General features: G+C 67.3%; 20 protein-coding genes. 7 read left to right on the top strand and 13 right to left on the bottom strand.

The features are described from left to right. Positions 1–116: 116 nt before the first annotated feature. From QX132_RS13450 to QX132_RS13440, 3 genes are all read right to left on the bottom strand, one after another. Positions 117–788 (bottom strand): OmpA family protein, encoded by a 672-nt coding sequence (locus tag QX132_RS13450; RefSeq protein ID WP_316161471.1) that lies wholly within the window; start codon positions 786–788, stop codon positions 117–119. Then, positions 788–1204: a hypothetical protein gene (locus QX132_RS13445; RefSeq protein ID WP_315736821.1), complete on the bottom strand. Its 417-nt coding sequence runs from the start codon at positions 1202–1204 to the stop codon at positions 788–790. The genes QX132_RS13450 and QX132_RS13445 overlap by 1 nt, the downstream gene beginning before the upstream one ends. 114 nt (positions 1205–1318) lie before the next feature. Next, complete coding sequence (locus QX132_RS13440) at positions 1319–3901, bottom strand: ATP-dependent helicase (protein WP_316161470.1); 2583 nt, start codon at positions 3899–3901, stop codon at positions 1319–1321. 292 nt (positions 3902–4193) lie between these two features. Between QX132_RS13440 and QX132_RS13435 the strand changes: the two genes are divergently transcribed. Next, positions 4194–4367, top strand: coding sequence for a DUF1328 domain-containing protein (locus QX132_RS13435; RefSeq protein WP_006614063.1), 174 nt, complete (start codon positions 4194–4196; stop codon positions 4365–4367). An 83-nt stretch (positions 4368–4450) separates the two neighbouring features. On the opposite strand, the gene QX132_RS13430 is transcribed toward QX132_RS13435, so the two are convergent. Genes QX132_RS13430 through QX132_RS13415 form a run of 4 tightly spaced genes read right to left on the bottom strand, consistent with a single transcriptional unit; the run spans position 4451 to position 7516 of the window. Beyond that, complete coding sequence (locus tag QX132_RS13430; RefSeq protein ID WP_315811287.1) at positions 4451–5095, bottom strand: hypothetical protein; 645 nt, start codon at positions 5093–5095, stop codon at positions 4451–4453. Next, positions 5092–5853 carry an OmpA family protein gene (locus tag QX132_RS13425; protein WP_316161469.1) on the bottom strand — a complete coding sequence of 254 codons (762 nt, stop codon included), beginning with the start codon at positions 5851–5853 and terminating at the stop codon, positions 5092–5094. Before QX132_RS13425 ends, QX132_RS13430 begins: the two co-directional genes overlap by 4 nt. A gap of 1 nt (position 5854) precedes the next feature. Beyond that, positions 5855–6616: an MBL fold metallo-hydrolase gene (locus QX132_RS13420; protein ID WP_315736828.1), complete on the bottom strand. Its 762-nt coding sequence runs from the start codon at positions 6614–6616 to the stop codon at positions 5855–5857. A 60-nt stretch (positions 6617–6676) separates the two neighbouring features. After that, complete coding sequence (locus tag QX132_RS13415; RefSeq protein WP_316161467.1) at positions 6677–7516, bottom strand: roadblock/LC7 domain-containing protein; 840 nt, start codon at positions 7514–7516, stop codon at positions 6677–6679. Positions 7517–7778: 262 nt separating this feature from the next. Between QX132_RS13415 and QX132_RS13410 the strand changes: the two genes are divergently transcribed. Further along, positions 7779–9278, top strand: a complete 1500-nt coding sequence (locus QX132_RS13410) for an amidase (protein WP_316161466.1) — start codon at positions 7779–7781, stop codon at positions 9276–9278. 5 nt (positions 9279–9283) lie between these two features. On the opposite strand, the gene QX132_RS13405 is transcribed toward QX132_RS13410, so the two are convergent. Continuing rightward, a complete protein-coding gene (locus QX132_RS13405) occupies positions 9284–10123 on the bottom strand; it encodes a class I SAM-dependent methyltransferase (RefSeq protein WP_316161465.1) in 840 nt (279 codons plus the stop codon). 159 nt (positions 10124–10282) lie between these two features. Between QX132_RS13405 and QX132_RS13400 the strand changes: the two genes are divergently transcribed. Further along, complete coding sequence (locus QX132_RS13400; RefSeq protein ID WP_316161464.1) at positions 10283–11821, top strand: helix-turn-helix domain-containing protein; 1539 nt, start codon at positions 10283–10285, stop codon at positions 11819–11821. Positions 11822–11837: 16 nt separating this feature from the next. Here QX132_RS13400 and QX132_RS13395 read toward each other — a convergent pair whose 3' ends face one another. Next, entirely contained in the window at positions 11838–12344 is a 507-nt protein-coding gene (locus tag QX132_RS13395) for a thioesterase family protein (RefSeq protein WP_315736836.1), read from the bottom strand. Between the two features lie 72 nt (positions 12345–12416). Between QX132_RS13395 and QX132_RS13390 the strand changes: the two genes are divergently transcribed. Further along, positions 12417–13838 carry an FAD-binding oxidoreductase gene (locus tag QX132_RS13390; RefSeq protein ID WP_315736837.1) on the top strand — a complete coding sequence of 474 codons (1422 nt, stop codon included), beginning with the start codon at positions 12417–12419 and terminating at the stop codon, positions 13836–13838. A 160-nt stretch (positions 13839–13998) separates the two neighbouring features. Here the strand turns inward: QX132_RS13390 and QX132_RS13385 are convergent, their stop codons facing one another. The 4 genes from QX132_RS13385 to QX132_RS13370 all read right to left on the bottom strand — a co-directional run bounded on the left by QX132_RS13385 (position 13999) and on the right by QX132_RS13370 (position 17622). Next, a complete protein-coding gene (locus QX132_RS13385) occupies positions 13999–14271 on the bottom strand; it encodes a GCG_CRPN prefix-to-repeats domain-containing protein (protein ID WP_315736838.1) in 273 nt (90 codons plus the stop codon). Between the two features lie 267 nt (positions 14272–14538). Then, the gene (locus tag QX132_RS13380; RefSeq protein WP_315736839.1) at positions 14539–14769 is read right to left on the bottom strand and encodes a hypothetical protein; all 231 of its coding nucleotides are present in this window, start codon (positions 14767–14769) and stop codon (positions 14539–14541) included. 198 nt (positions 14770–14967) lie between these two features. Next, positions 14968–16662: a SulP family inorganic anion transporter gene (locus QX132_RS13375; RefSeq protein WP_316161462.1), complete on the bottom strand. Its 1695-nt coding sequence runs from the start codon at positions 16660–16662 to the stop codon at positions 14968–14970. Between the two features lie 42 nt (positions 16663–16704). Continuing rightward, the gene (locus QX132_RS13370; protein ID WP_316161461.1) at positions 16705–17622 is read right to left on the bottom strand and encodes a LysR family transcriptional regulator; all 918 of its coding nucleotides are present in this window, start codon (positions 17620–17622) and stop codon (positions 16705–16707) included. Positions 17623–17976: 354 nt separating this feature from the next. Between QX132_RS13370 and QX132_RS13365 the strand changes: the two genes are divergently transcribed. The 3 genes from QX132_RS13365 to QX132_RS13355 all read left to right on the top strand — a co-directional run bounded on the left by QX132_RS13365 (position 17977) and on the right by QX132_RS13355 (position 20394). Beyond that, positions 17977–18675 (top strand): outer membrane protein, encoded by a 699-nt coding sequence (locus tag QX132_RS13365; RefSeq protein WP_316161459.1) that lies wholly within the window; start codon positions 17977–17979, stop codon positions 18673–18675. 232 nt (positions 18676–18907) lie between these two features. Beyond that, a complete protein-coding gene (locus QX132_RS13360) occupies positions 18908–19342 on the top strand; it encodes a DoxX family protein (protein WP_315736844.1) in 435 nt (144 codons plus the stop codon). Positions 19343–19581: 239 nt separating this feature from the next. Next, complete coding sequence (locus QX132_RS13355; protein ID WP_315736845.1) at positions 19582–20394, top strand: class III extradiol ring-cleavage dioxygenase; 813 nt, start codon at positions 19582–19584, stop codon at positions 20392–20394. Positions 20395–20465: the final 71 nt, after the last annotated feature.

The raw sequence follows: 20465 nt of genomic DNA, 5'->3' as shown, positions 1-20465 counted from the left end.
CGACTTGAAAACGGGTTCCATTCGCGCCGGCCGGAGAGCGCACCGGCAACCTGCTGAAATAACAGTCGCACCGGCAGCGCTCCGGGTTCATGGCCTCCGCGCAGGGCCCAATTGCATCAATTGCGATGCTTGCGGGGGCCCTGCCTGCTGGGCGTCGCCGGAGCAGGGGGCGGAGGTGGCGCTGCGGCCTCTTCGACGGTTTTTGCGATCGGAATGATCTGGATCTGCTGATTGACGGCGGCGGTCGGCTTGGACGGGTCAAGCAACTGCTCCTCGCCAAGTCCGATCGATTGCAGCCGCTTGACCGAGATCTTGAAGGTGTTCGCCAGGATGTCGCGGATCGCGTCGGCGCGGCGCTGGCTCAGGATGACATTCGACTCACGCTTGCCGTTGGCTTCGACATGGCCGACGATCAGGAACGTGTAGGGCAGGAGGTCGGAATACACCATCGCATCGGCGATCCGCCCGACGGCTTGGTATGATTCCGGACGCACGATCGGCGTGTCCACGTCGAATTGGATGTCGACGTTCAAGGCCGGCAGATTCATCAGCTCCGGCGCGATCGGCGGACGCTTCTGCGGCGGTGGCTCGTTGCGCCCGCGCATCCTGGAGCGCTCCTGGGTCTGCTGCTTCAGCGCCGGCAGATCCAGCGCGGGCGCGGTTTCGAAGCGGCCGAGCTGGCGCACGATGTCCTCGCGACTCACCTCCTGCGACCATACGGGCGCGCTCGCGGCCGCCAGCGAAGCCGCGATCAGCCCTGACAGCAGTGATCTCGCTGCCCGCCGCATCAGCGATACCCCGCTTCGCCCATCGCCTGCTGACACCGCGCGCTCACACCGTTGGTCGTCATCAGGCACGGGATCGATTTGCTGGTCTCCTTCGTGGAGCCGCCGCACAGCTTGACGATCTCGCGCTGGCAGGCATTGGCGACCGTGACCCGCGCGGCGATGCGCTTCTGGATCGCCTCGAACGCCTTGAAATAGGTTGCCTTGCACTGCGCGGAGACCACGTCCTGGTTGCGCGAGAGGCATTCCTTGAGGCGGTTGGAGTCGAGGTTGACGCCGCGGCAATTGGCGGTGATGTCAGCGCCGCAACTGGACGCGATCAGCCCCGCGGAGTCGCCAAAGCTCATCGTCTGCGCCGCCGCCAGCGAGGGCACACACAGCGCGACCGCAACACTCAACAGAATGTATCCTCGGACCATGATTGCATCTCATACGATGCACGCTGCCATGGTCAAGGCCAAACAACGGCGAAGTGTGAAGCTCGATTGCGACGCGCGGCAACGGCCGCCCGGCGGCGCGGCCGTCGCGCCAGATCACGCCCGCTGGACGAAGCTGTCGACGACGTGCTTCTCGCCGGCCTTGTCGAAGGCGATGGTCAGCTTGTTGCCGTCGATCTTGACGACGCGGCCATAGCCGAACTTCTGATGGAAGACGCGGTCGTCGAGCGTGAATTCCGACGTCGTGCCGGTGGATTTCGCCACCAGCTCGCCCTCGATGGTCATCGGTCCGCGCTTGCCGCGGCCGAAATGACCGCCGAAGCCGCTGCCGAACGGATCACGGCCTGAGAACGGCGACGGCTCTTCCTTGAAGCCGCCCTCCGACGAACCGCGTGCCGCGCCCGGCCGACGTGCCTGCGCGCGCTGCCAGCCCGGCGTGGAATAGCTCGATCCGAACGATTCCACGTTGTCGAAGCGCGACGGGCCGTAGCCGCCCGCACCGCCCCAGCCCGAGCCCCCCTTCGATTCGGTGATCTCGACGCTCGCCGCGGGCAGCTCGTCGAGAAAGCGCGACGGGATCGTGGTGGTCCAGGTGCCGTGGATGCGGCGATTGGTGGCGAAATAGATTTTTGCCCGACGCCGCGCGCGGGTCAGGCCGACATGGGCGAGGCGGCGCTCCTCTTCCAGCCCGGCGCGGCCCTGCTCGTCGAGCGTACGCTGGCTCGGGAACAGCCCTTCCTCCCAGCCCGGCAGGAACACGTTGTCGAACTCCAGCCCCTTGGCCGAGTGCAAGGTCATCAGCGACACCGCTTCCTCGTCGGCGGCGCCCTCGCGGTCCATCACCAGCGAGATGTGCTCGAGGAAGCCGTGCAGGTTCTCGAACTCCTCCATCGAGCGGACGAGCTCCTTGAGGTTGTCCAGTCGCCCGGCCGCATCGGCCGAGCGGTCCTTCTGCCACATCTCGGTGTAGCCGCTCTCGTCGAGCACGATCTCGGCGAGCTCGGTATGCGACGTGACCTCGCGCTGGGCGCGCCAGCGCTCGAACTGCAGGATCAGCCCGCGCAGCGAGCCGCGCGCCTTCGGCTTCAGCTCGTCGGTCTCGACCACCGCGCGCGCCGCCTCGAACAGCGGGATGCGGCGCTTGCGCGCGTGGTCGTGCAGCATCTGCACGGTGGCGTCGCCGAGCCCGCGCTTGGGCACGTTGACGATGCGCTCGAAGGCGAGATCGTCGGCCGGCGAGTTGATGACGCGCAAGTAAGCCAGCGCATCGCGGATCTCGGCGCGCTCGTAGAAGCGCGGGCCGCCGATGACGCGATAGGGCAGGCCGAGCGTGACGAAGCGGTCCTCGAACTCGCGCATCTGGTAGGAGGCGCGCACCAGGATCGCGATGTCGTTGAGATGCTCGCCCTGGCGCTGCAGCTCCTCGATCTCCTCGCCGATGCCGCGCGCTTCCTCCTCGGAATCCCAGGCCCCCGTCACGGTGACCTTCTCGCCCTCGACGTCCTCGGTGTGCAAGGTCTTGCCGAGCCGGCCTTCGTTGTGCGTGATCAGATGCGAGGCGGCGGCGAGGATGTGCCCCGTGGAACGGTAGTTGCGCTCCAGGCGAATGACCTTGGCGCCGGGGAAGTCGTGCTCGAAGCGCAGGATGTTATCGACCTCGGCGCCGCGCCAGCCATAGATCGACTGATCGTCGTCGCCGACGCAGCAAATGTTTTTGGGAGGAGACGCGGGGCTGGGCGCAGTAACACCCGTCTCGTCATCACCGGGCCGACGCGCCGCGTCGTGACCCGGTGATCCATCTTCTTCCGAAGACGCGATGGATTGCCGGGTCGAGCCCGGCAATGACGAACCAGAGGACGACGGCGCCTGCGACAGCAGCCGCAGCCACAGATATTGCGCGACGTTGGTGTCCTGATACTCGTCGACCAAGATGAACTTGAACCGGCTCTGGTACTGCCGCAGCACGTCCGGGTTCTCGCGGAACAGCCGGATGCTCTCCAGCAGCAGGTCGCCGAAATCGGCGGCGTTGAGGATCTTCAGCCGTTCCTGATAGCTCGCATAGAGCTTGCCGCCCTTGCCGTTGGCGAACACGGCGGCCTCGCCCGAGGGCACCTGGGATGGCGCCAGGCCGCGGTTCTTCCAGCCGTCGATCAGGCCGGCCAGCATGCGCGCCGGCCAGCGCTTGTCGTCGACGTTCTCGGCCTGCAGCAACTGCTTGAGCAGGCGGATCTGGTCGTCGACGTCGAGCACGGTGAAGTTCGACTTGAGCTGCACCAGCTCGGCATGGCTGCGCAGGATGCGGCCGGAGATCGAGTGGAAGGTGCCGAGCCACGGCATGCCCTCGACCGCCTGTCCCAGCATCTCGGCAAGCCGCGTCTTCATCTCGCGCGCGGCCTTGTTGGTGAAGGTCACCGACAAAATCTCACTCGGCCGTGCGCGCCCCTGGCTCAGGATATGCGCGATGCGCGTGGTCAGCACCCGGGTCTTGCCGGTGCCTGCGCCGGCGAGCACCAGCACCGGGCCATCGAGCGTCTCGACCGCCTCGCGCTGCTCCGGATTGAGGCCCGCCAGATAGCGCGCCCCACCGGTCGCGGCGGCGCGGGCGCGCGCGGCGATGCCGCCGGCGACGGGCTGGTGGTCAGGCGCAGGAAAAGGGCTCACGCGGTTGGGCTCGGTCATCAGCGAATCAGTCTCGTCCCTCTGATGGCATCATACGACGGCATCACGAGGTCTGCAGGAAGGAGCCCTCATAGCAGGGATTGACGGCTATATGGGGCCGGCGGGGGGCGTTTTACAGCCCTAATTCGGGGCAGACGGACGCCGCTCCAGCCTCCATGGGCGTTTGTTCCGGCCAATCGCGAATTTTTAGCGGCCCGCGCGCCCGGAACCTTTGTTCCGAGCCACGATTGTCCTGGCAACGGCGCAAGCTCCGCGTCGCTTTGAACCGTAATCGAGAGACAGAGGTCGTGTCATGTTAGGCTGGGTTGTCACCTTCCTGGTTATCGCATTGATCGCCGGCATCCTCGGCTTCGGCGGCATCGCCGGTGCGTCGATCGAGATCGCCAAGATCATCTTCTTCATCGCCATCGTGCTGTTTCTGGTGTCGGCCGTCGTGGGCCTCGCCCGCGGCCGCAGCCGCGTGTAGTCGGCCTCATCCCTGACAATGAGGTCGGCGAAGGGCGCGGTGCCTCGCAAGAGGTGCTGCGCCCTTTGCGTTCTGGGGAGGTGTCAGGCCGGCGCAGTCAGCGCGACCTGCACCTTGGCGAGCGCGGGATCGAGCGCAACGGAGGCGAGGCGCGCATCGTTGGAGAGCGCGGTCAGAGTGAGCGTCTGGTCCTGCACGCGGAAGATCCGGCACAGCGTCGTCGCCTCGGAGGCGTCGCGCAGCATCACCGACAACGGCGCGATGTGGGTCTCGTCGGCGATCTTCTCCGCCACCAGCGCGAGCCGCGTCGCCGCTGCCGCAAGCTGCTCGGTGCGGTGGGCAGTCGTATTGGCCGCAAGCGGCAGGCCTTCCTCGTTGGTGAGCAGCACGGTCTGGAAGCGGCCGACTTCGGCGATGCGGTCGAGCAGCGGCACCAGCTCGCGGCGCCGGCCGGGCCGGCTCGCGAGCTGCGCCAGATCCAGCGAGATACGCTCACGCTCGACCAGCGGCGCCAGCACATCCTCGATCGCGCTGCGCAGGCTGGTCTCCCGCTCGATGGCGTCGTGGCTGCTCTGCTCCTGCAACTGGTCGAGGCTGGCCGCCTGCATTTGCACCTGCCGCCGCAACAGCTCGCGGGACAGCGCGCCCTGGCGGGCGCCGAACAAATAGCCCGAGGTGAGCAGCAGAATGGCGGCGCCGAGGCCGCTCACGATGGCATAGATCGTCATGGTCGCTTCGTCGCTGTGAGTTGACTGCAATCGTCGACGCCCGCAATGCGCAGCACGGCCTTGCGGTCGCCCGCGACCGCCTGGGCATCGCCGCGCGCCTCGCCGGCGCCGGCCGCGCGCACCGACATCCGCTGCGCGGAGAGCCCCTCGCGCTTCAACTGGGCCGCGATCTCCTTGGCGCGCGAATAGCTCAGCAGCACGTTCAGATCCTCGGTGCCGCTGGCGTCGGTATGGCCCTCGATGATGATGGTCGCCTCACCGTGGCGCGCGAGCGCGCGTTGCAGGATCGCCAGCGACCGCTTCATGTCGGCAGGGTTCGGTCGCGCGCTGCCGCGCTCGAAGCCGATCGCCAGCGGGGCGAAGCACTCGGCGGGGGGCTTTGCTGTGCTCTGGGGCTCCGGGGGCGCTGCCGGGGCGACTGGCGGAGTTGGCGCGATCACGACGGGAGCGATTGCGGGCGGCGTCGGCGGCGCGATGATCGGCGCCGGTTCGACGATCCGCGCCTCCCGTCGCTTGGGCGCCGCGTCGGCAACGCGGTCGTCGCCCTGCGGCACGGCCGTCACCGGCATTGCGGCCGTCGCGGTCGGCGGCGTGGCGGTGCCTTGCTGCCAGAGCGCTGCGGACATGACGGCGATCAGGGTGCCGGCGATGGCGAAGGCCGCGGCGAGCCAGACCGGCGCCTCCTCGCCGGCCACGGCGCACGCATCGACGCGCATTGCGGGCGACGGCGGAACGGAGTTCGGGGAAGGCGCCAGCATGTCAGCCCACGGGCACCTTGAATTTCGGCGTGATCAGGTCGATGCCGCATTCGAGCCCCGCGCACCACGCGATGAACTGGCGCGACATCGTCGCATCCGGAAACAGCGCGCCGTGCTGCGGGGCGATGATCTCGATGTCGAGCGTGCTGACCATCTGCGCCCACGCCTTCATGACGCGGTTGGAGACCATGTAGCGCCGGTGAAAGCCTTCCATGAAGCGCGTATGCGCCTTGAAGTCACGCACGACGGTGTAGTCGACGCCGATCGAGGCGCCGAGGTCGCCGCTGTAGAGGATCTTCGAGATCGGATCGTAGAGCTGGAAATTGCCCTCGCTGTGCAGGAAGTGCGCCGGCAGCGCGTAGAGCCTGCTGCCTGCGAGATCGAACACCATGCCCTCGTCGGGAATCGGCTTCAGTCGGTGGGCGACGATGTGGTCGAAGCCGAAATGCGGCACGAAGCGCGTCCATAGCTCGGAGATGTAGGCGTCGGCATCGGTCGTCATCAGCCAGCCATTGATCGCCGCGACGATGTCGGGGTCCTGGTGCGACAGAAACAGATATTTCAGCCGCCCGCCCGAGAGCTGGCTGAAGGTCTCGCTGAGCACCCTCGAATAGACCTTGTGGCCGCCGGGATCGAGCAGCATGCCGACGCGGTCGTGGATGATGAGATGCTGGTTCGCCTGCACCGCGAGATCGCCGGCGCCGAAATCCTCCAGCAGGATGTTCTTGTGAACGCCGTCGTCATAGAGGACGGTATTGGCCATGAAACTACTCCCGTCGGCGCCGCGTCGTCGCCGCGCGCCGGCTCAATGGACGACGGTGCGCTACAGCACCTTCTGCAGCGACCGGACGGCTTCGCGCATGTCGAAGAAGGTGAGCCCGAGCTTGCTGTTCTCGTTGGTGAGCGCGAGCAGCAGCGCGCCGCGGCCGGCGCTGACCAGCACGGCATAGCCGGACTCGCCGCGGATGATGACCTCCTGCAGATGGCTGCGGCCGAGCTCCATGGCGGCGCGGCCGCCGAGCGACAGCAAGGTCGCGGTCATGCCGGCGACCCGCGTCTCCTCCATGTCGGCCGCGAGCACGCTCGCGATCATCAGCCCGTCCTCCGAGATCAGCGCGCAGGCCTCGACCCCGAACGAGTCGCTCTGCAGCTTGCGCAGCACCCGGTTGATTTCATCGAGTCGTGACATCGGCTTCTCCTCGACGGCGCGCGGGGCAAACTTGGAATGAAACTGACTTTGAGCCATGGCGGGATCCTGGGTGTCATCTTGAGCTGTTGAAACGGAAGCGGTCGGAATGTCGGGGTGTGCAGTAATGGAGGAGGGATGCAGCTGGTCGTCCGGGATCAGCGTCGTCGTTTGTTCCGGACTGCCGTCCGGCGCCGTCAGCGCGCGCGTTTCGATCGTATCAACCGCATCGTCGAGCGCGCGCTGCTCGGCCTTGATGCGTGAGCGCGAGACCGGCGGATCCATCGCCTGCAACTGGGTCACCAGCGCCTGGCGTGCCGACTGGTAGACTTCGGCGCGGCGCTCGGGGGAGGAATCCGGCAGGTTCTCCATCGCGCGCGACAGCAGGATGAAGTAGTCGGCGGTGGTCACAGGAACAGCTGCCGCATCCTCATGCGGACCGTGCGCTCGGCTCAGCAGGCTTGCGAGGCGTCCCATCGCTCTCTCGTCAACTCTACGCAACTAACGATGCGTAAGGTTAGGTCGGCACAAGAGACGCGACGAATGATCTGAATCAAATTAACTAGATTCGGGACCAAGCTGCGCAATCCGGCCGTCAGGTCGACCGGGGTCGACCATCGTGCCGCCACGATTGCCACCGTTGCGCCCGATTGATGCCGCGTTCGGCGCAACTGCGCCTCTGTTGCAACCAGAATCAGCTACGATGACGGCGGCGAATTGCAGTACGGGGGAGGGCAATGTGAACGTCCGGGACTATGTGCGGCGCGATGCGACGGCGCTTGCCGCCGCGGTGAAGGGCGGCGAGACCAATGCGGCGGAGCTGCTGCAGCTCGCACTGGCGCAGCACGAGCTGGCCCAGCCGAGGACCAACGCCGTCTGCAGGCTGATGGAGCGCGAGGCCCGTGCGCAGCTCGCCAAGCCTGCCAACGGCCCGCTCACGGGCGTGCCGTTCCTGATCAAGGACTGCGCCCAGGACTATGCGGGCCTTCCGACGGCCTATGGCAGCAAGGCGCTGTCCGGTTTCGTCGCCGGCGAGCATGCCTCGGTCGTCAGACGGTATCTCGAAGCCGGCCTCGTGATCTTCGGCAAGACCAACCTGCCGGAGCTCGCGCTGAAGGGCGTCAGCGACTCCCGCGCCTTCGGCCGCGTCAGCAACCCCTGGAATCCCGCACATACGCCGGGCGGCTCCAGCGGCGGCGCAGCCGCGGCCGTCGCTTCGGGCGTCGTGCCGATGGCCGCCGGCAATGATGGCGGCGGTTCGATCCGCATTCCCGCCGCCTGCTGTGGCCTGTTCGGGCTGAAGCCGTCGCGCGGCCTGGTCTCGTCGGGCCCGGGCTTCGGCGAGTACTGGTTCGGCGCCTCCTGTGAAGGCGTGCTCTCGCGCAGCGTGCGCGACACCGCGCTCGCGCTCGACGTCATCGCGGGCAGCGAGCCGGGCGATCCTTTTCTCACCGCTGAGCCCGGCGTGGTCTACGCCAACGCGGTTGCCCACGATCCCGGCCGCCTGCGCATCGGCTACACGACGGCGTCGCCGATCGGGACGGAGGTGCATGCCGAAGCGAAGCTCGCGGTCGATAACGCGGTGAAGCTGCTGCAGGGCCTCGGTCACGAGGTCGAGGAGGCCACCCCTGACATCGACGGCGCCGCGCTCGCGACCTCGTTCCTGCACATCTATTTCGGCCAGGTCGCGGCGCTGGTGGCCGATGCGCGCCGCAAGGGCGCGAGGCGCGAGGAGTTCGAGCTGCTGACGCGGGTGCTGTCGACGCTCGGCGGCGCGATCTCGGCGGGCGCGCTCACCACGCAGCTGCTCAAATGGAACGGCTTCGCGCGCGCGCTTGCCCGCTTCCATCTGCGCTACGATCTGCTGTTGACGCCGACGCTCGCGCATCCGCCGATCCGGCACGGCCAGGGCGATCCCTCGACCGCCGAGCAGACCTTGCTCGACATGCTCGACCGCATCGGCCTGCTCGGGCTGTTGACGCGCTGGGGCGTGCTCGACGGCATGATCGACAAGATCGCCCGCGACAGCCTGCAATACGTCCCGTTCACGCAGCTCGCCAATCTCACGGGCACGCCGGCGATGAGCGTGCCGCTGCACTGGACCGCCGACGGCCTGCCGCTCGGCGTGCAGTTCACGGGCCGGCTCGGCGACGAGACACGGCTGTTGCAGCTCGCCCGCCAGCTCGAGCAGGCGCAGCCCTGGTTCGACCGCTTGCCCGACTGGGTGGTGCAGAGCTGACGATCTCAGCGCTTGATGATGACCACTTCGAGATACTCCGAAGGCACCACCATCGTGCCGTCCTCGGCGCGATTGAGCGTCCCGATCAGGGCCAGCATGTCGCGCTTGAGATCGGCCTGGCGGTCGCCATCAAGCGCAGCGAAGGCCTTGAGCACCGGACCATAGTAGGTCTTGAACACGTCGACGAAATGCTCAGGCGAGCGGTAGCGCATCGCGAAATGACGACGATGGCAGCGAATGTCGGCGGCATCGGCGAACATCTCTCGGATGCGTGCCTCGGTGCCCCACAGCGCCGGCGATTTGGCGCCGGCGGGCGGCGGCAGATGTTTGCCGAGCGTCTTGAACAACTGGCCGATGAAGCCGTCGGGGGTCCAATTGGCCAGGCCGATCTTGCCGCCGCTGCGGCACACCCGGATGAGCTCGGCGGCGGCGCGCTCCTGCCGGGGCGTGAACATCACGCCGAATGTCGAGACCACCACGTCGAACGTGCCATCGCCGAACGGAAGCGCCTCGGCATCGGCCTCCTGGAACTGCACGGACAGGCCGTCGGCGGCGGCACGCTGGCGACCGCGGTCGAGCAGGGCAGGCACGTAGTCGGTCGAGACGACGTTGCACCAGCGCCGCGCCGCAGCCAATGTGACGTTGCCGTTGCCGGCGGCCACGTCGAGCACCTTCTGGCCGGCGCGGATGTCAAGCGCCTCGCAGAGTTCCTCGCCGACGATCTGCAGCGTGTTGCCGACGATGGCGTAGTCGCCGGACGACCACGCGCTGTGCTGGCGTGCCTTGAGCGCGGTGAAATCCGGCTCTGCGGTCACGCCGGCCTGAATTGCAGCTGATGCGGTCATGATGGTCTCCTCCGGAGAATGCAGCGCTGTTGCGCGCGCTGGTGTGTGGAGACGTACGCGACAGGCTTTGGGCAGCGCTATCCAGATCGCGACACGGCCATCCAGATCGTGAACTTTTCGAGCGCCGCCGATGACCCATAGGCAATTGGACGTCGTCGCATGATGGACGGAGATCAGGTTCCCCTGGCGGCGCGGCAGCCTTTGCCACGCAGCGTACGCCGCGCGCTCGAAGCGATGCATGACGACCTCGGGCGGCGCTGGACGCTGGCCGATCTGGCGAAGATTGCCGGCGTTTCCGGACGGACCTTGCAGCGCCAGTTCGTCAGGTCGATCGGCCGGTCGCCGCAAATGGTCCGGCAGGAGCTCGGCTACGCGCGCGCCCGTGTCGAGTTTCTGCAGGGGCGCGCCGGCGAGAAGGTGATGGACGTCGCGCTGCGCTGCGGCTTCCCGCATTACGGCCGCTTCGCCGCCGGCTATCGTCGCTGCCACGGCGAGACGCCGTCGGAAACCCTGAGGCGGCAGGCGGTCTTGATGGCGCAGCTCGCCGCGTCGCGCACCACCATTGCGCCGGTACGCGACCGGCCGACCATCGCCTTCGCCATGATCGCCACCGATCCGAGCGCGCGCGAGCTGGCGGACGACCTTGCGGCCGAGCTCACGCTGGCGCTGACCCGCGCGGGATTTGCCGTGACGACCCAGCCGCGCGCGGCGCGCTACCGCATGAACGCGTCGCTCCACGGTCGGGATGGCGCGTCCCGGCTGCTGCTGCAGCTGATCGACCAGGACAGCGGCGGGCTGATATGGGCGCATCGCGGCGAGGTCATGCTGCGGTGGGAGGCCGACAGTCACGAACGGTTGGCCGCCCGCGTGGCGGCATCGCTGCTGCAAAGCCTGCGCCGCGCCGAGATCGATCGGGCGCTGCGCAAACCGGATGAGGATCTGACCGCGCAGGATCTCGCGCTGCGCGCCATGCCCGGCGTGCTGTCGCTCGACGCCGACGGCAACCGCAGTGCGCTCGAGCTGCTGCATCAGGCCATCGCCCGCGATCCCCGTCATGCCCTGGCCACGGTGCTCGCGGCCTGGGCCTACGGCCAGCGCGCGGTCTATCATTTCGGCACCGCGCCCGGGCAGGATCGGCAGCTTGGTCGCGCCCTGGCGCAGCGCGTGCCGACCGAGCTTGCGGATGCGACCGTGCTGTGCGTGCTCGGCAATGCGCTCACCTTGCTGGATGAGCTCGCCGAGGCCGAGCAGGTGGTGGGCCGGGCGCTCGCGCTGGATGGCGGTGCCCCCTGGGCCTGGAGCCGCAGCGGCTGGCTCGATGTCTATCGCGGCGATGCCGCGTCGGCGATCGAGCGCTTTCGGATTGCGCTGGATCTCGCGCCGCAGGACCCGCTCGCCTTCAACGCCCTCATTGGAATCGGCTGCGCGCATTTCGCCGCCGGGACCTACGCGGAGGCGGCGCGCTGGCAGCAGCGCGGCCTGCGCGAGCATCCGTCGTCGCTGTGGGTGCACCGGACCATGTGCCCGTCCCACGTGCTGGCGGGCGAGCGATCCGCGGCTTTGCGCAGTCTGCAGGCGCTGCGTGCCGGCTATCCGGACCTGACCCTGGCCGAGGTCCAGCGCGGCATGCCGCCGCTGCCGGACGCCTATTCGGCCCGGGTATTCGAGGGATTGTCCGACGCCGGCCTGCCGGCGTAGCGGCGGCCGGTCACCGTCATCTCTTCGGCATGCCGATGGCGCGGCCGAGCCCGTCGGGCCGCGGTAGCGTGGCATGCGCCTGCAGCACGCGGGCGATGTTGGCCTGGATGTCCGGCGGAAACGGCGCGACCTTGCGCTTGGTCATGTCGATGTGCACCGACATGTTCTCCGAGGTGGCGGAGACCCAGCCTTCCTCGGCATGGCGCAGCTCCTCGAAGGTGTGCAGCCGCTTCTCGTCGGCGGCGATCAGCCAGACCGCGACCACAACGGGATCGCCGAGATGAATCTCGCGCAAATAGCGCACGTGGCATTCGGCGGTGAAGGTCGAGCCCTGGCGCTCCGTCATGTAGGCAGGTCCAATGCCGAGCTCGGCCCAGATCTGGTCGATCGCGCGGTCGAACATCACGTTGTAATAGGCCATGTTGAGGTGGCCGTTGTAGTCGATCCATTGCGGCTCGATCTGCATGACCTGTGACAGAAACGGTCCGGCGCCTTGCGCTGCGGGCACTGCATTATCGCTCATCGGCTCTTCCGTTTGCTCCCTTGACCCCTTGATCGTCCTTTGTCACGGTCCGCCCAACTTTCGGAGGAAGCAGTGGCGACGACGATCCCCCATCACGATTTGAAGCGGCCCGCGCCGGAGGCGCTGAAAAGTGCGCTCGACGCGCTCGCGGCCCGCTTCGGCAACAGGCTTATCACCTCGCAGGCCGTGCGCGAGCAGCATGGCCATACCACGACCTGGCTGCCGACGCAGCCGCCGGATGGCGTGGTGCTGGCGCAGGAGACGGCCGACATCCAGGACGTCGTCCGGATCTGCGCGCCATTGGGCGTGCCGATCATTCCGTTCGGCACCGGCACCTCGCTGGAGGGCCAGGTCAATGCGCCGGCCGGCGGCATCTGCATCGACATGCGCGACATGAACAAGGTGCTGGAGGTGCACGCCGAGGACCTCGATTGCGTGATCCAGCCCGGTATTACCCGCAAGACCCTGAACGAATATCTGCGCGACCAGGGCCTGTTCTTCCCGATCGATCCCGGCGCCGACGCGTCCCTCGGCGGCATGGCCTCGACGCGGGCTTCCGGCACCAATGCCGTGCGCTACGGCACCATCCGCGAGAACGTGCTGGCGCTGAAGGTCGTGCGCGGCGATGGCGAGATCATCAAGACCGGCACCCGCGCCAAGAAGTCCGCCGCCGGCTACGATTTGACGCACCTGTTCATCGGCGCCGAGGGCACGCTCGGCATCATCTGCGAGATGACCATCCGCCTGCGCGGCATCCCGGAGACGATCGCGGCTGCGTCGTGCTCGTTCGAGACCGTGCGCGGCGCCTGCCAGGCGACGATCCTCGCGATCCAGACCGGCATTCCGATGGCGCGCATCGAGCTGCTCAACGCCGCGCAGGTCAGGGCGTGCAACGCCTATTCCAAGCTGACCTTGCCGGAGACGCCGCTGCTGCTGCTCGAATTCCACGGCAGCGCGGCCGAGGTCGCCGAGCAGTCGAAGAACTTCGCCGAGATCGCGCGCGAGTGCGGCGGCGGCGACTTCGCCTGGACCACCAAGCCCGAGGACCGCACCAAGCTCTGGCAGGCGCGTCACGACGCCTATTGGTCGGTGAAGGCGATCCGGCCCGGCGTCGGCGTGGTCGCGACCGATGTCTGCGTGCCGATCTCGCGGCTCGCCGATTGCGTCACCGAGACCGAGGAGGATCTCGCGCGTCTCAAGCTGACCTCGCCGATCGTCGGCCATGTCGGCGACGGCAATTTCCACTGCTCCTTGATGTGCGATGTCGACGATGCCGATGAGATGGCGCGCGGCGACGAGTTCATGCATCGCCTCGTCGAGCGCGCGCAGGCCATGGACGGCACCTGCACCGGCGAGCATGGCATCGGCCAGGGCAAGCAGAAATATCTCGAGTCCGAGCTCGGCCCGGAAGCGCTCGATGCGATGCGCGCGGTGAAGCAGGCGCTCGATCCGCAGAACATCTTCAATCCCGGCAAGATCATCCCGGCGCGCTGACTGGCAATCCGAGCCGAGCTGAGTTTCGGATTTTGGTTCGGCGTGCAGGGCCGCTGCTCACATCTCCCTCCTTGCGGGGAGATGTCGGATCGCGTGACGATTCGCCAAATAGAAAATGCCGCCGCGTTTGACACGCGGCGGCATTTTGTTTCCGTTCAGATCAACGGCAGACGCGGCGCGGTCCCCACGGGGTCGGCCGCACCCAGCAGGTGCGCGGGCCGAAGCCGCCGTAGCCATAGGGGCGGTAGACGCGCGGGGCGGGCCGGCAACGGCCCCAGCGGTCCGGGAACCAGCCGGGACCGCAGCCGCCGGCGACGCGCTCGACATTGCTGTCCGGAGCAGCCGGCTGAGCCGGCAGCGTGAAGGCCTGCGCGGCCGACGCGCCCAACATGACGGTCGCGGCGAGCAGGGCGGAGGTGAACAGATTGCGCATTGCAGTGCGGTCCTCTCGTTGGTTTCGAAGCAGTGTAGTCCTTAGACGTCGTCGGACAGGTTTTGGTTTCGCAATTTTCTCGACGCCGCGAAACCTCTTCCTGGTACCACAGAGATCTCCATGACACCGATCGCGCGATGCAGCTCTGCTGATCATGTGGCGCATCGCTGCAGTTTGGTCGCCGTCGTGCGGTGTTCTAGCAGACATTCGCTGCAAGGAACATGAACGATCAGCGACGCGTCCTGCTGGCTTTCGTCGCAGGCGGCATCATTTGCCGCCTTGCTGCGCCTTTGCGTCCTTCAGCGCCGTCCTGCAGCCGTCGGAGAGCTTGTCGAACTTCTCGATCATGCATTGCTTGATGCGGCCGCCGCCCGGCATGATTCCAGTACAGAGCGTACGCACATCGTCGCCGCAGGCCTGGCGCATGGCGCTCCTGTCCTGAGCCTGGGCGGCGGTGCTGGAGATGACTATCAACAGCAGCGGAAGCAGCTTGTGCATGATCGATGATTCCTCTCTCGCCGCGGCCGACGCGCCGGGCCTCGTGAGGCGGTTGTCTCGCCGATGAATTTAGCGGGCATATGTCGACCGTCGCCGCAACGTGTAACGGTTTGTATCACGAGGTCACTGCGCAGAGCGCAAGCGTCCGCTTGCCCCGGAGTCGTCGTCGACCACGGCGGCGCTCGTGCCGCCATTCCCTCAAGCGTGCACATCCGAGGCACTGCTGCGCAGCTTCCGCAGCGCGTGATCGACGCTGTGGAACACGCGATCCCGCGGCAGCACATCGTACAGGCCGAACCGTTCGAAGGCTTCCTGGGCCCGCAGCGACTCCAGCCGCGCCACCGCGAACACGATACCGGTCTCGTTGCAGATATGGATCACGTCGCGCAGAGTCTGCGCGGCGGTGAAATCGATCTCGACGATGGCGCTGGCCTCGAACACCACCAGCCGCGGCTTGCGGCTGCGCAGCAGGCGCTGCATGTCGGCGCGGAACGTCGCTGCATTGAGGAAGCTGAGCGGGGCCTGGAAGCCGACCACGGCGATGTCGGACAGATCCTCGCCCTTGATCTGCGGATGCGCCGGCCACCAGATCGTCGTGTCCGGCACGCGCTGGAAGGCGATGAGGTGGGCGCGTGTCGTGCTCCAGATGCCGTGCAGCAGCGACAGCGCAATGCCGAGCGCGACGCCCTGCTCGATTGGCAGCGCGACGATCGCCACCGCGGTCGCCAGGATGAGCAGGAACTCGCCCTTGGACGCGCGGTAGACGCTTGTGATCTGCGCGACGCGGATGATGCGTAGTGCGACGAACAGCAGCACGCCGCCGAGCGCCGCTTCCGGCACATTCGCAAGCAGTCGGGCTCCGAACAGCACGAGCAGCAGCACGATCGCGGCGGCGAGCAGGCCCGCGACCTGGGACCGGCCGCCGGTCTCGACCACGATGCCGGTGCGCGGCGGACTGGCATTGACCGGAAACGCGCCGAACAATCCGGCGAGCAGGCTGCCGGCACCGGCGCCGAGGAAGTCGCGGTCGACATCGGCCGACCGATCGGGATCGGAAGGGAACGAGCGCGTCGTCGCCGATGTCTGCACCATCACCACGACCGCGATCAGGAAGGCGAGCGGGATCAGCTTCGCCCATTGTTCCGGTCCGATCAGCGGCACGGACGGCATCGGCACCGTGCCGGCGATCTCGCCGATGACGGGCACGCCGCTCCCGGCCGACACCACGAACAAGGTCGAGGCCGCGAGCGCGATCAGCGCGCCGGGTATGCGGGCGCTGATCCGCTCGCAGACCGTGATGGTCGCGAGCACGCCGAAGCCGATGAGCATCGTGTACGCGTTGGCCTTGCCGAGTTCGCCCGCCAGGGTGGCGATCCGCGCCAGCGTTGGCCCGCTCGGTGACGGCAGGCCGAGCACGCCCGGCAATTGCGAGACGATGATGTGCACGGCGATGCCGGCCAGGAAGCCCACGGTGACCGGCACCGACAGCACGTTGGCGATGCCGCCGAGCCTGAAGCCGCCGGCCAGCACCAGCATGACCCCGACCAGCAGCGCCAGCGCCGCGGCCAGGCTGCCGTATTCGGGCGTGCCACTGGTCGCGAGCAGCGCCAGGCCGCCGGCGAAGATCGGCGTGATCGTGGAATCGGCGCCGCAGGACAGAAAGCGGTTGGCGCCGAACAGCGCGAACCCCAGCGATCCCGCCATGAAGGCGAAGAAGCCGGTCTCGGGCGTGAAGCCGCCGAGCTTGGCGGTCGCCATCTGCTCGGGGATCGCGATCGCCGCCAGCGTCAGCCCGGCGGCGAGATCGGCGGGCAGGGCGCTGATCCGCCAGCCTCGCAGGGAGCGGAGCATCGGCCAATGATGGTTGCCGTCGTGGCGTGGTTGCTCGCTCATGTCGATGTCTCCGAGTGCATCGCGGCCGAGCTGTTCGTCCGCTCACGCAAGATCGCGATCCCAAGGTGGCTCGGGCGCGAACGCCGCGGCGAGGTGGTCGATGAAGGCGCGCACCTTGGCCGATGGCGTGCGATCCGGCAGATAGACGGCGTGTACCGCCAGCAGGTCCGACGGCGGCGCGTCGAGCGTCAGCGGTACCAGCCGGCCCGCGCGGATGTCGTCGCCGACGATGAAGGTCGGCTGGTAGATCACGCCCTGTCCGGCCAACGCCGCGGCGAGCAGCGCATCGCCATTGTTGGCGCGCAGATTGCCGCTCACCGTGACATCGACCGCGGCTTTGCCGCCCATGCGCCAGCGCGACGGGCCGGCCGCCGCCAGCGTGTAGCCGAGGCAGTTGTGACCGGCGAGATCGGCCGTGGTGCGCGGTGTCCCATGCGCCGCGAGATAGGACGGCGCCGCGCAGACCGCCATCCGGCACGGCGCGAGCCGCCGCGCCACCAGGCTGGAGTCCTTGAGCGTACCGATGCGGATCGCGAGATCCCAGCCTTCCTCGATCAGGTCGACCAGCCGGTCGTTGAGGCCGAGCTCGACGCTGACGCCGGGATAGAGCGCGGCGAAGCCGGCGAGCAGCGGCGCGATCTGGCGTGTGCCGAAGGCGAGCGGGACATTGAGCCGCAACAGCCCGCGCGGCTCGACGCGGTCGGCCGCGATCGCGCTCTCGGCCGCCTCGAAGTCGCCGAGCACCCGCTCGGCGAGATCGAGATATCGCCGACCGGCCTCGGTGATGGTCAGCCGGCGCGTGGTGCGGTGAAACAGCTTCGTGCCGAGTCGCGCCTCCAGCGCCGCCAGATGTTTCGTGACCATCGTTGGCGACATGCCAAGCGCACGCGCGGCCGCCGACAGGCTGCCAGAACTGGCGATCCGCGACATCACTTCCAGTCCAGTCAGACGGTCCAGCATTCAGCCTCACTCGCCGGGTGTGAGGTGTCTCGCTAGCAGACTCGTGAGGTTCGGGGAATCATCACTCTTGCGGACGGGGGCGGGGGTGGGCGTCCGTCATAACGATGGCGCGAATCAGTCGCGCTGCCTTCGCGTCATCGCACTGCAAGTGAAAAGATGTCGCAACAAATTCGGGTTCTCGCCGGTATCAGTTGCCGCGCCACAGTGCAGTCCCGAACAATGCCGCATTTGATCACTTCCTGACCCAAAGCGGGTCAACTTGGTGCCCGACTTCGTTTTCAGTTTCCGCCCCGCGCGAGCGCCTTCTGGGGATGCACTCGCTTGCACATGTATTGAGTTTGTGAGGATGGGTTGATGAAAGCAGTGTACACTCTTGCTGTTGCCGCCTGTGGCGTCCTGCTTGCCGGCACGGTCGCGCAGGCAGGAGATTTCAGGGTCCAGCGGCCCATAGCAGTCTACGATGCCCCGTACTACAATTGGACCGGCTTCTATGCCGGCGCATTCGCCGGGGGCGCGCACGGGCTGTGGACCATCGACTTCTATCGCAACAACAATCACGGCCATGCCGAGGAGGGCGCTGATGGCGTGGCCTTCGGCCTCTATGGCGGCTACAATTATCAGTTCGCCAATCGCTTCGTGGTCGGCGCCGAGGTCGATCTCGGCCGGTCCACCGCGTCGCAGAGCAACGACATCTTCGACAACGATTCGTCCTACGCCAAATACGGCATGTTCGGCTCGGTCCGCGCGCGCGCCGGCTATGCGTTCGACCGCTTGCTGGTCTTCGGCACGCTCGGTGTCGGCATCGCCAACTTGACCAACAATATCCAAAAGGGCCGCAACGCCGGCGAGCAGGTGGTGTGGGAGGATCAGGTGAAGGCCGGCCTCACGACAGGCGTCGGTGTCGAATACGCCTTCACCAGCAACTGGGTCGGACGCGGTGAATATGTCTACACCGACTACGGCAACGTGACGCTGTTCAATCGCGACGGCAACCGTGCCGACTTCAAGAACGAACTCCACCTGATCCGCGTTGGCGCGAGCTACCGGTTCTGATCGGGAGCGGCGGCATGTGCCCCCGGTTTCCGGAGGCATGTCGGCGTCATGCAACGGTGGACGAACGGGGCGTCGGCATTCGAGGCGCCGTGGCGTCGGTGCGTAAGGCGGTACGTCCACGACGAACCGCCTGCCACCTCACCTCAATGGTTTGAGCTGTCTTTCCTGGCGGCCAGATTATCGTCTCCCAGGGAATGATCTATGTCTCGGCACTATCCATTGGGAGCCCGAGATGATCGATTCGCGCACTGCACCCTACGCCGCCCTGCTGCTTCGCCTGACGCTGGGTGGCTTGTTCCTGGCCCATGCCAGCCTCAAGCTGTTCGTGTTCAGCCCGGCCGGCACTGCAAAATTCTTCGGCAGCATCGGCCTGCCGCCCGAGCTCGCCTACCTCGTCATCACGGCCGAGATCCTCGCCGGCATCGCGCTGATCCTCGGCGTCTACACCCGCTGGGTGGCGCTCGCCGCCGTGCCGATCCTGCTCGGCGCCATCTTCACCGTCCATGGCTCCGCGGGGTTCTTCTTCAACAATCCGAAGGGCGGCTGGGAGTATCCGGCGTTCTGGGCGGTGACCCTGGTGGTCCAGGCCCTGCTCGGCGACGGCGCCTACGCCCTCGGCGGCCTTCGGAGTAGCCTTGCCGGCGGCCAGCTCCGCAGCGCGCATTGATGGTGAGGGGCGGTTGCCCATCGCCCCAATCTCGATGTCATCCCCGCGAACGCGGGGATCCATAACCGCAGGGCGCTATTTGGGGCAGGTGAGACGACCAGTCTGTTCCAGCCGCGACATCACGCGGTATGGGTCCGGGTCGGCGCCCGAACGTCGCGATGCGACGCTCGGGCTTGCCCGGGACGACAGTTGTAGTTTGGGGCGCCACCTGAGATACCAATTGAACCAGGAGCCATGACATGACCCTGCCCAGCATCTTCCTGTCGCACGGCTCGCCGATGCTGCCGCTCACGGATTCGGCCGCCCGCGACTTCCTCGTCGGTCTCGGCCACAGCCTGCCGCGGCCGAAGGCGATCCTGGTGATCTCGGCGCATTGGGAGACCGACATCCCCACCGTCAATGCGGTCGCTGCCAACGAGACGATCCACGATTTCTATGGCTTTCCGCGTGAGCTCTATCAGTTGCGCTATCCCGCGCCGGGCGCGCCCGATCTCGCGCACGCCGTGGCGGCGCGGTTGCAGGCGGCCGGCCTGCCGGTCGGCATCGACCGCGCGCGCGGCCTCGATCACGGCGCCTGGGTGCCGCTGCTGCTGATGTATCCGCAAGCCGACATTCCGGTGCTGCAACTCTCGATCCAGACCGAGCGCGGTCCAAGGCATCATCTCGAACTCGGCCGCGCGCTGGCGCCTTTGCGCGAGGAAGGCGTGCTGATCATCGGCAGCGGCAGCTTCACCCACAATCTCGGCGAATTCCGCAAGCGCCGGCTCGACATCGACGACCCCGCGCCGTCCTGGGTGGTCGACTTCGCCGACTGGGTGCACAACGCCGCGATCGAAGGCCGCGTCGACGATCTCGTCGACTACCGCCGTCTCGCTCCGCATGCGCGCGACAACCATCCGACCGACGAGCACTTCCTGCCGCTGTTCGCAGCGATGGGCGCGGCCGGCGAGGGCGGGCGCGTCGAGCGCCTGCACAACAGCGCCAATTACGGCGTGCTGCGCATGGATGTCTATGCGTTCCATGGCGTCGACGAGGCGAGGGCAGCGGCGTGAGCCGCTGAACTCATTAGTTCTGCAATGTCCAAGCCGCCGTCATTCCGGGGGGATGGCCGCTCGCCTTGAAC

It is taken from the genome of Bradyrhizobium sp. SZCCHNRI20481, from assembly GCF_032485055.1.
In the GTDB taxonomy this organism is placed as follows: Bacteria; Pseudomonadota; Alphaproteobacteria; order Rhizobiales; family Xanthobacteraceae; genus Bradyrhizobium.
Note: the sequence above shows the minus strand (reverse complement) of the source record. Positions and strands in the feature narration are given on the sequence as shown.

Bases quoted from the DNA above. Each gene is read 5' to 3' on its own strand.
- QX132_RS13425 (WP_316161469.1), bottom strand. From the start codon at position 5,853: ATGCTGGCGCCTTCCCCGAACTCCGTTCCGCCGTCGCCCGCAATGCGC.
- QX132_RS13450 (WP_316161471.1), bottom strand. From the start codon at position 788: ATGCGGCGGGCAGCGAGATCACTGCTGTCAGGGCTGATCGCGGCTTCG.
- QX132_RS13355 (WP_315736845.1), top strand. From the start codon at position 19,582: ATGACCCTGCCCAGCATCTTCCTGTCGCACGGCTCGCCGATGCTGCCG.
- QX132_RS13370 (WP_316161461.1), bottom strand. From the start codon at position 17,622: ATGCTGGACCGTCTGACTGGACTGGAAGTGATGTCGCGGATCGCCAGT.
- QX132_RS13405 (WP_316161465.1), bottom strand. From the start codon at position 10,123: ATGACCGCATCAGCTGCAATTCAGGCCGGCGTGACCGCAGAGCCGGAT.
- QX132_RS13360 (WP_315736844.1), top strand. From the start codon at position 18,908: ATGATCGATTCGCGCACTGCACCCTACGCCGCCCTGCTGCTTCGCCTG.
- QX132_RS13445 (WP_315736821.1), bottom strand. From the start codon at position 1,204: ATGGTCCGAGGATACATTCTGTTGAGTGTTGCGGTCGCGCTGTGTGTG.
- QX132_RS13365 (WP_316161459.1), top strand. From the start codon at position 17,977: ATGAAAGCAGTGTACACTCTTGCTGTTGCCGCCTGTGGCGTCCTGCTT.
- QX132_RS13380 (WP_315736839.1), bottom strand. From the start codon at position 14,769: ATGCACAAGCTGCTTCCGCTGCTGTTGATAGTCATCTCCAGCACCGCC.
- QX132_RS13420 (WP_315736828.1), bottom strand. From the start codon at position 6,616: ATGGCCAATACCGTCCTCTATGACGACGGCGTTCACAAGAACATCCTG.
- QX132_RS13430 (WP_315811287.1), bottom strand. From the start codon at position 5,095: ATGACGATCTATGCCATCGTGAGCGGCCTCGGCGCCGCCATTCTGCTG.
- QX132_RS13435 (WP_006614063.1), top strand. From the start codon at position 4,194: ATGTTAGGCTGGGTTGTCACCTTCCTGGTTATCGCATTGATCGCCGGC.
- QX132_RS13375 (WP_316161462.1), bottom strand. From the start codon at position 16,662: ATGAGCGAGCAACCACGCCACGACGGCAACCATCATTGGCCGATGCTC.
- QX132_RS13385 (WP_315736838.1), bottom strand. From the start codon at position 14,271: ATGCGCAATCTGTTCACCTCCGCCCTGCTCGCCGCGACCGTCATGTTG.
- QX132_RS13400 (WP_316161464.1), top strand. From the start codon at position 10,283: ATGATGGACGGAGATCAGGTTCCCCTGGCGGCGCGGCAGCCTTTGCCA.
- QX132_RS13395 (WP_315736836.1), bottom strand. From the start codon at position 12,344: ATGAGCGATAATGCAGTGCCCGCAGCGCAAGGCGCCGGACCGTTTCTG.
- QX132_RS13440 (WP_316161470.1), bottom strand. From the start codon at position 3,901: ATGACCGAGCCCAACCGCGTGAGCCCTTTTCCTGCGCCTGACCACCAG.
- QX132_RS13415 (WP_316161467.1), bottom strand. From the start codon at position 7,516: ATGGGACGCCTCGCAAGCCTGCTGAGCCGAGCGCACGGTCCGCATGAG.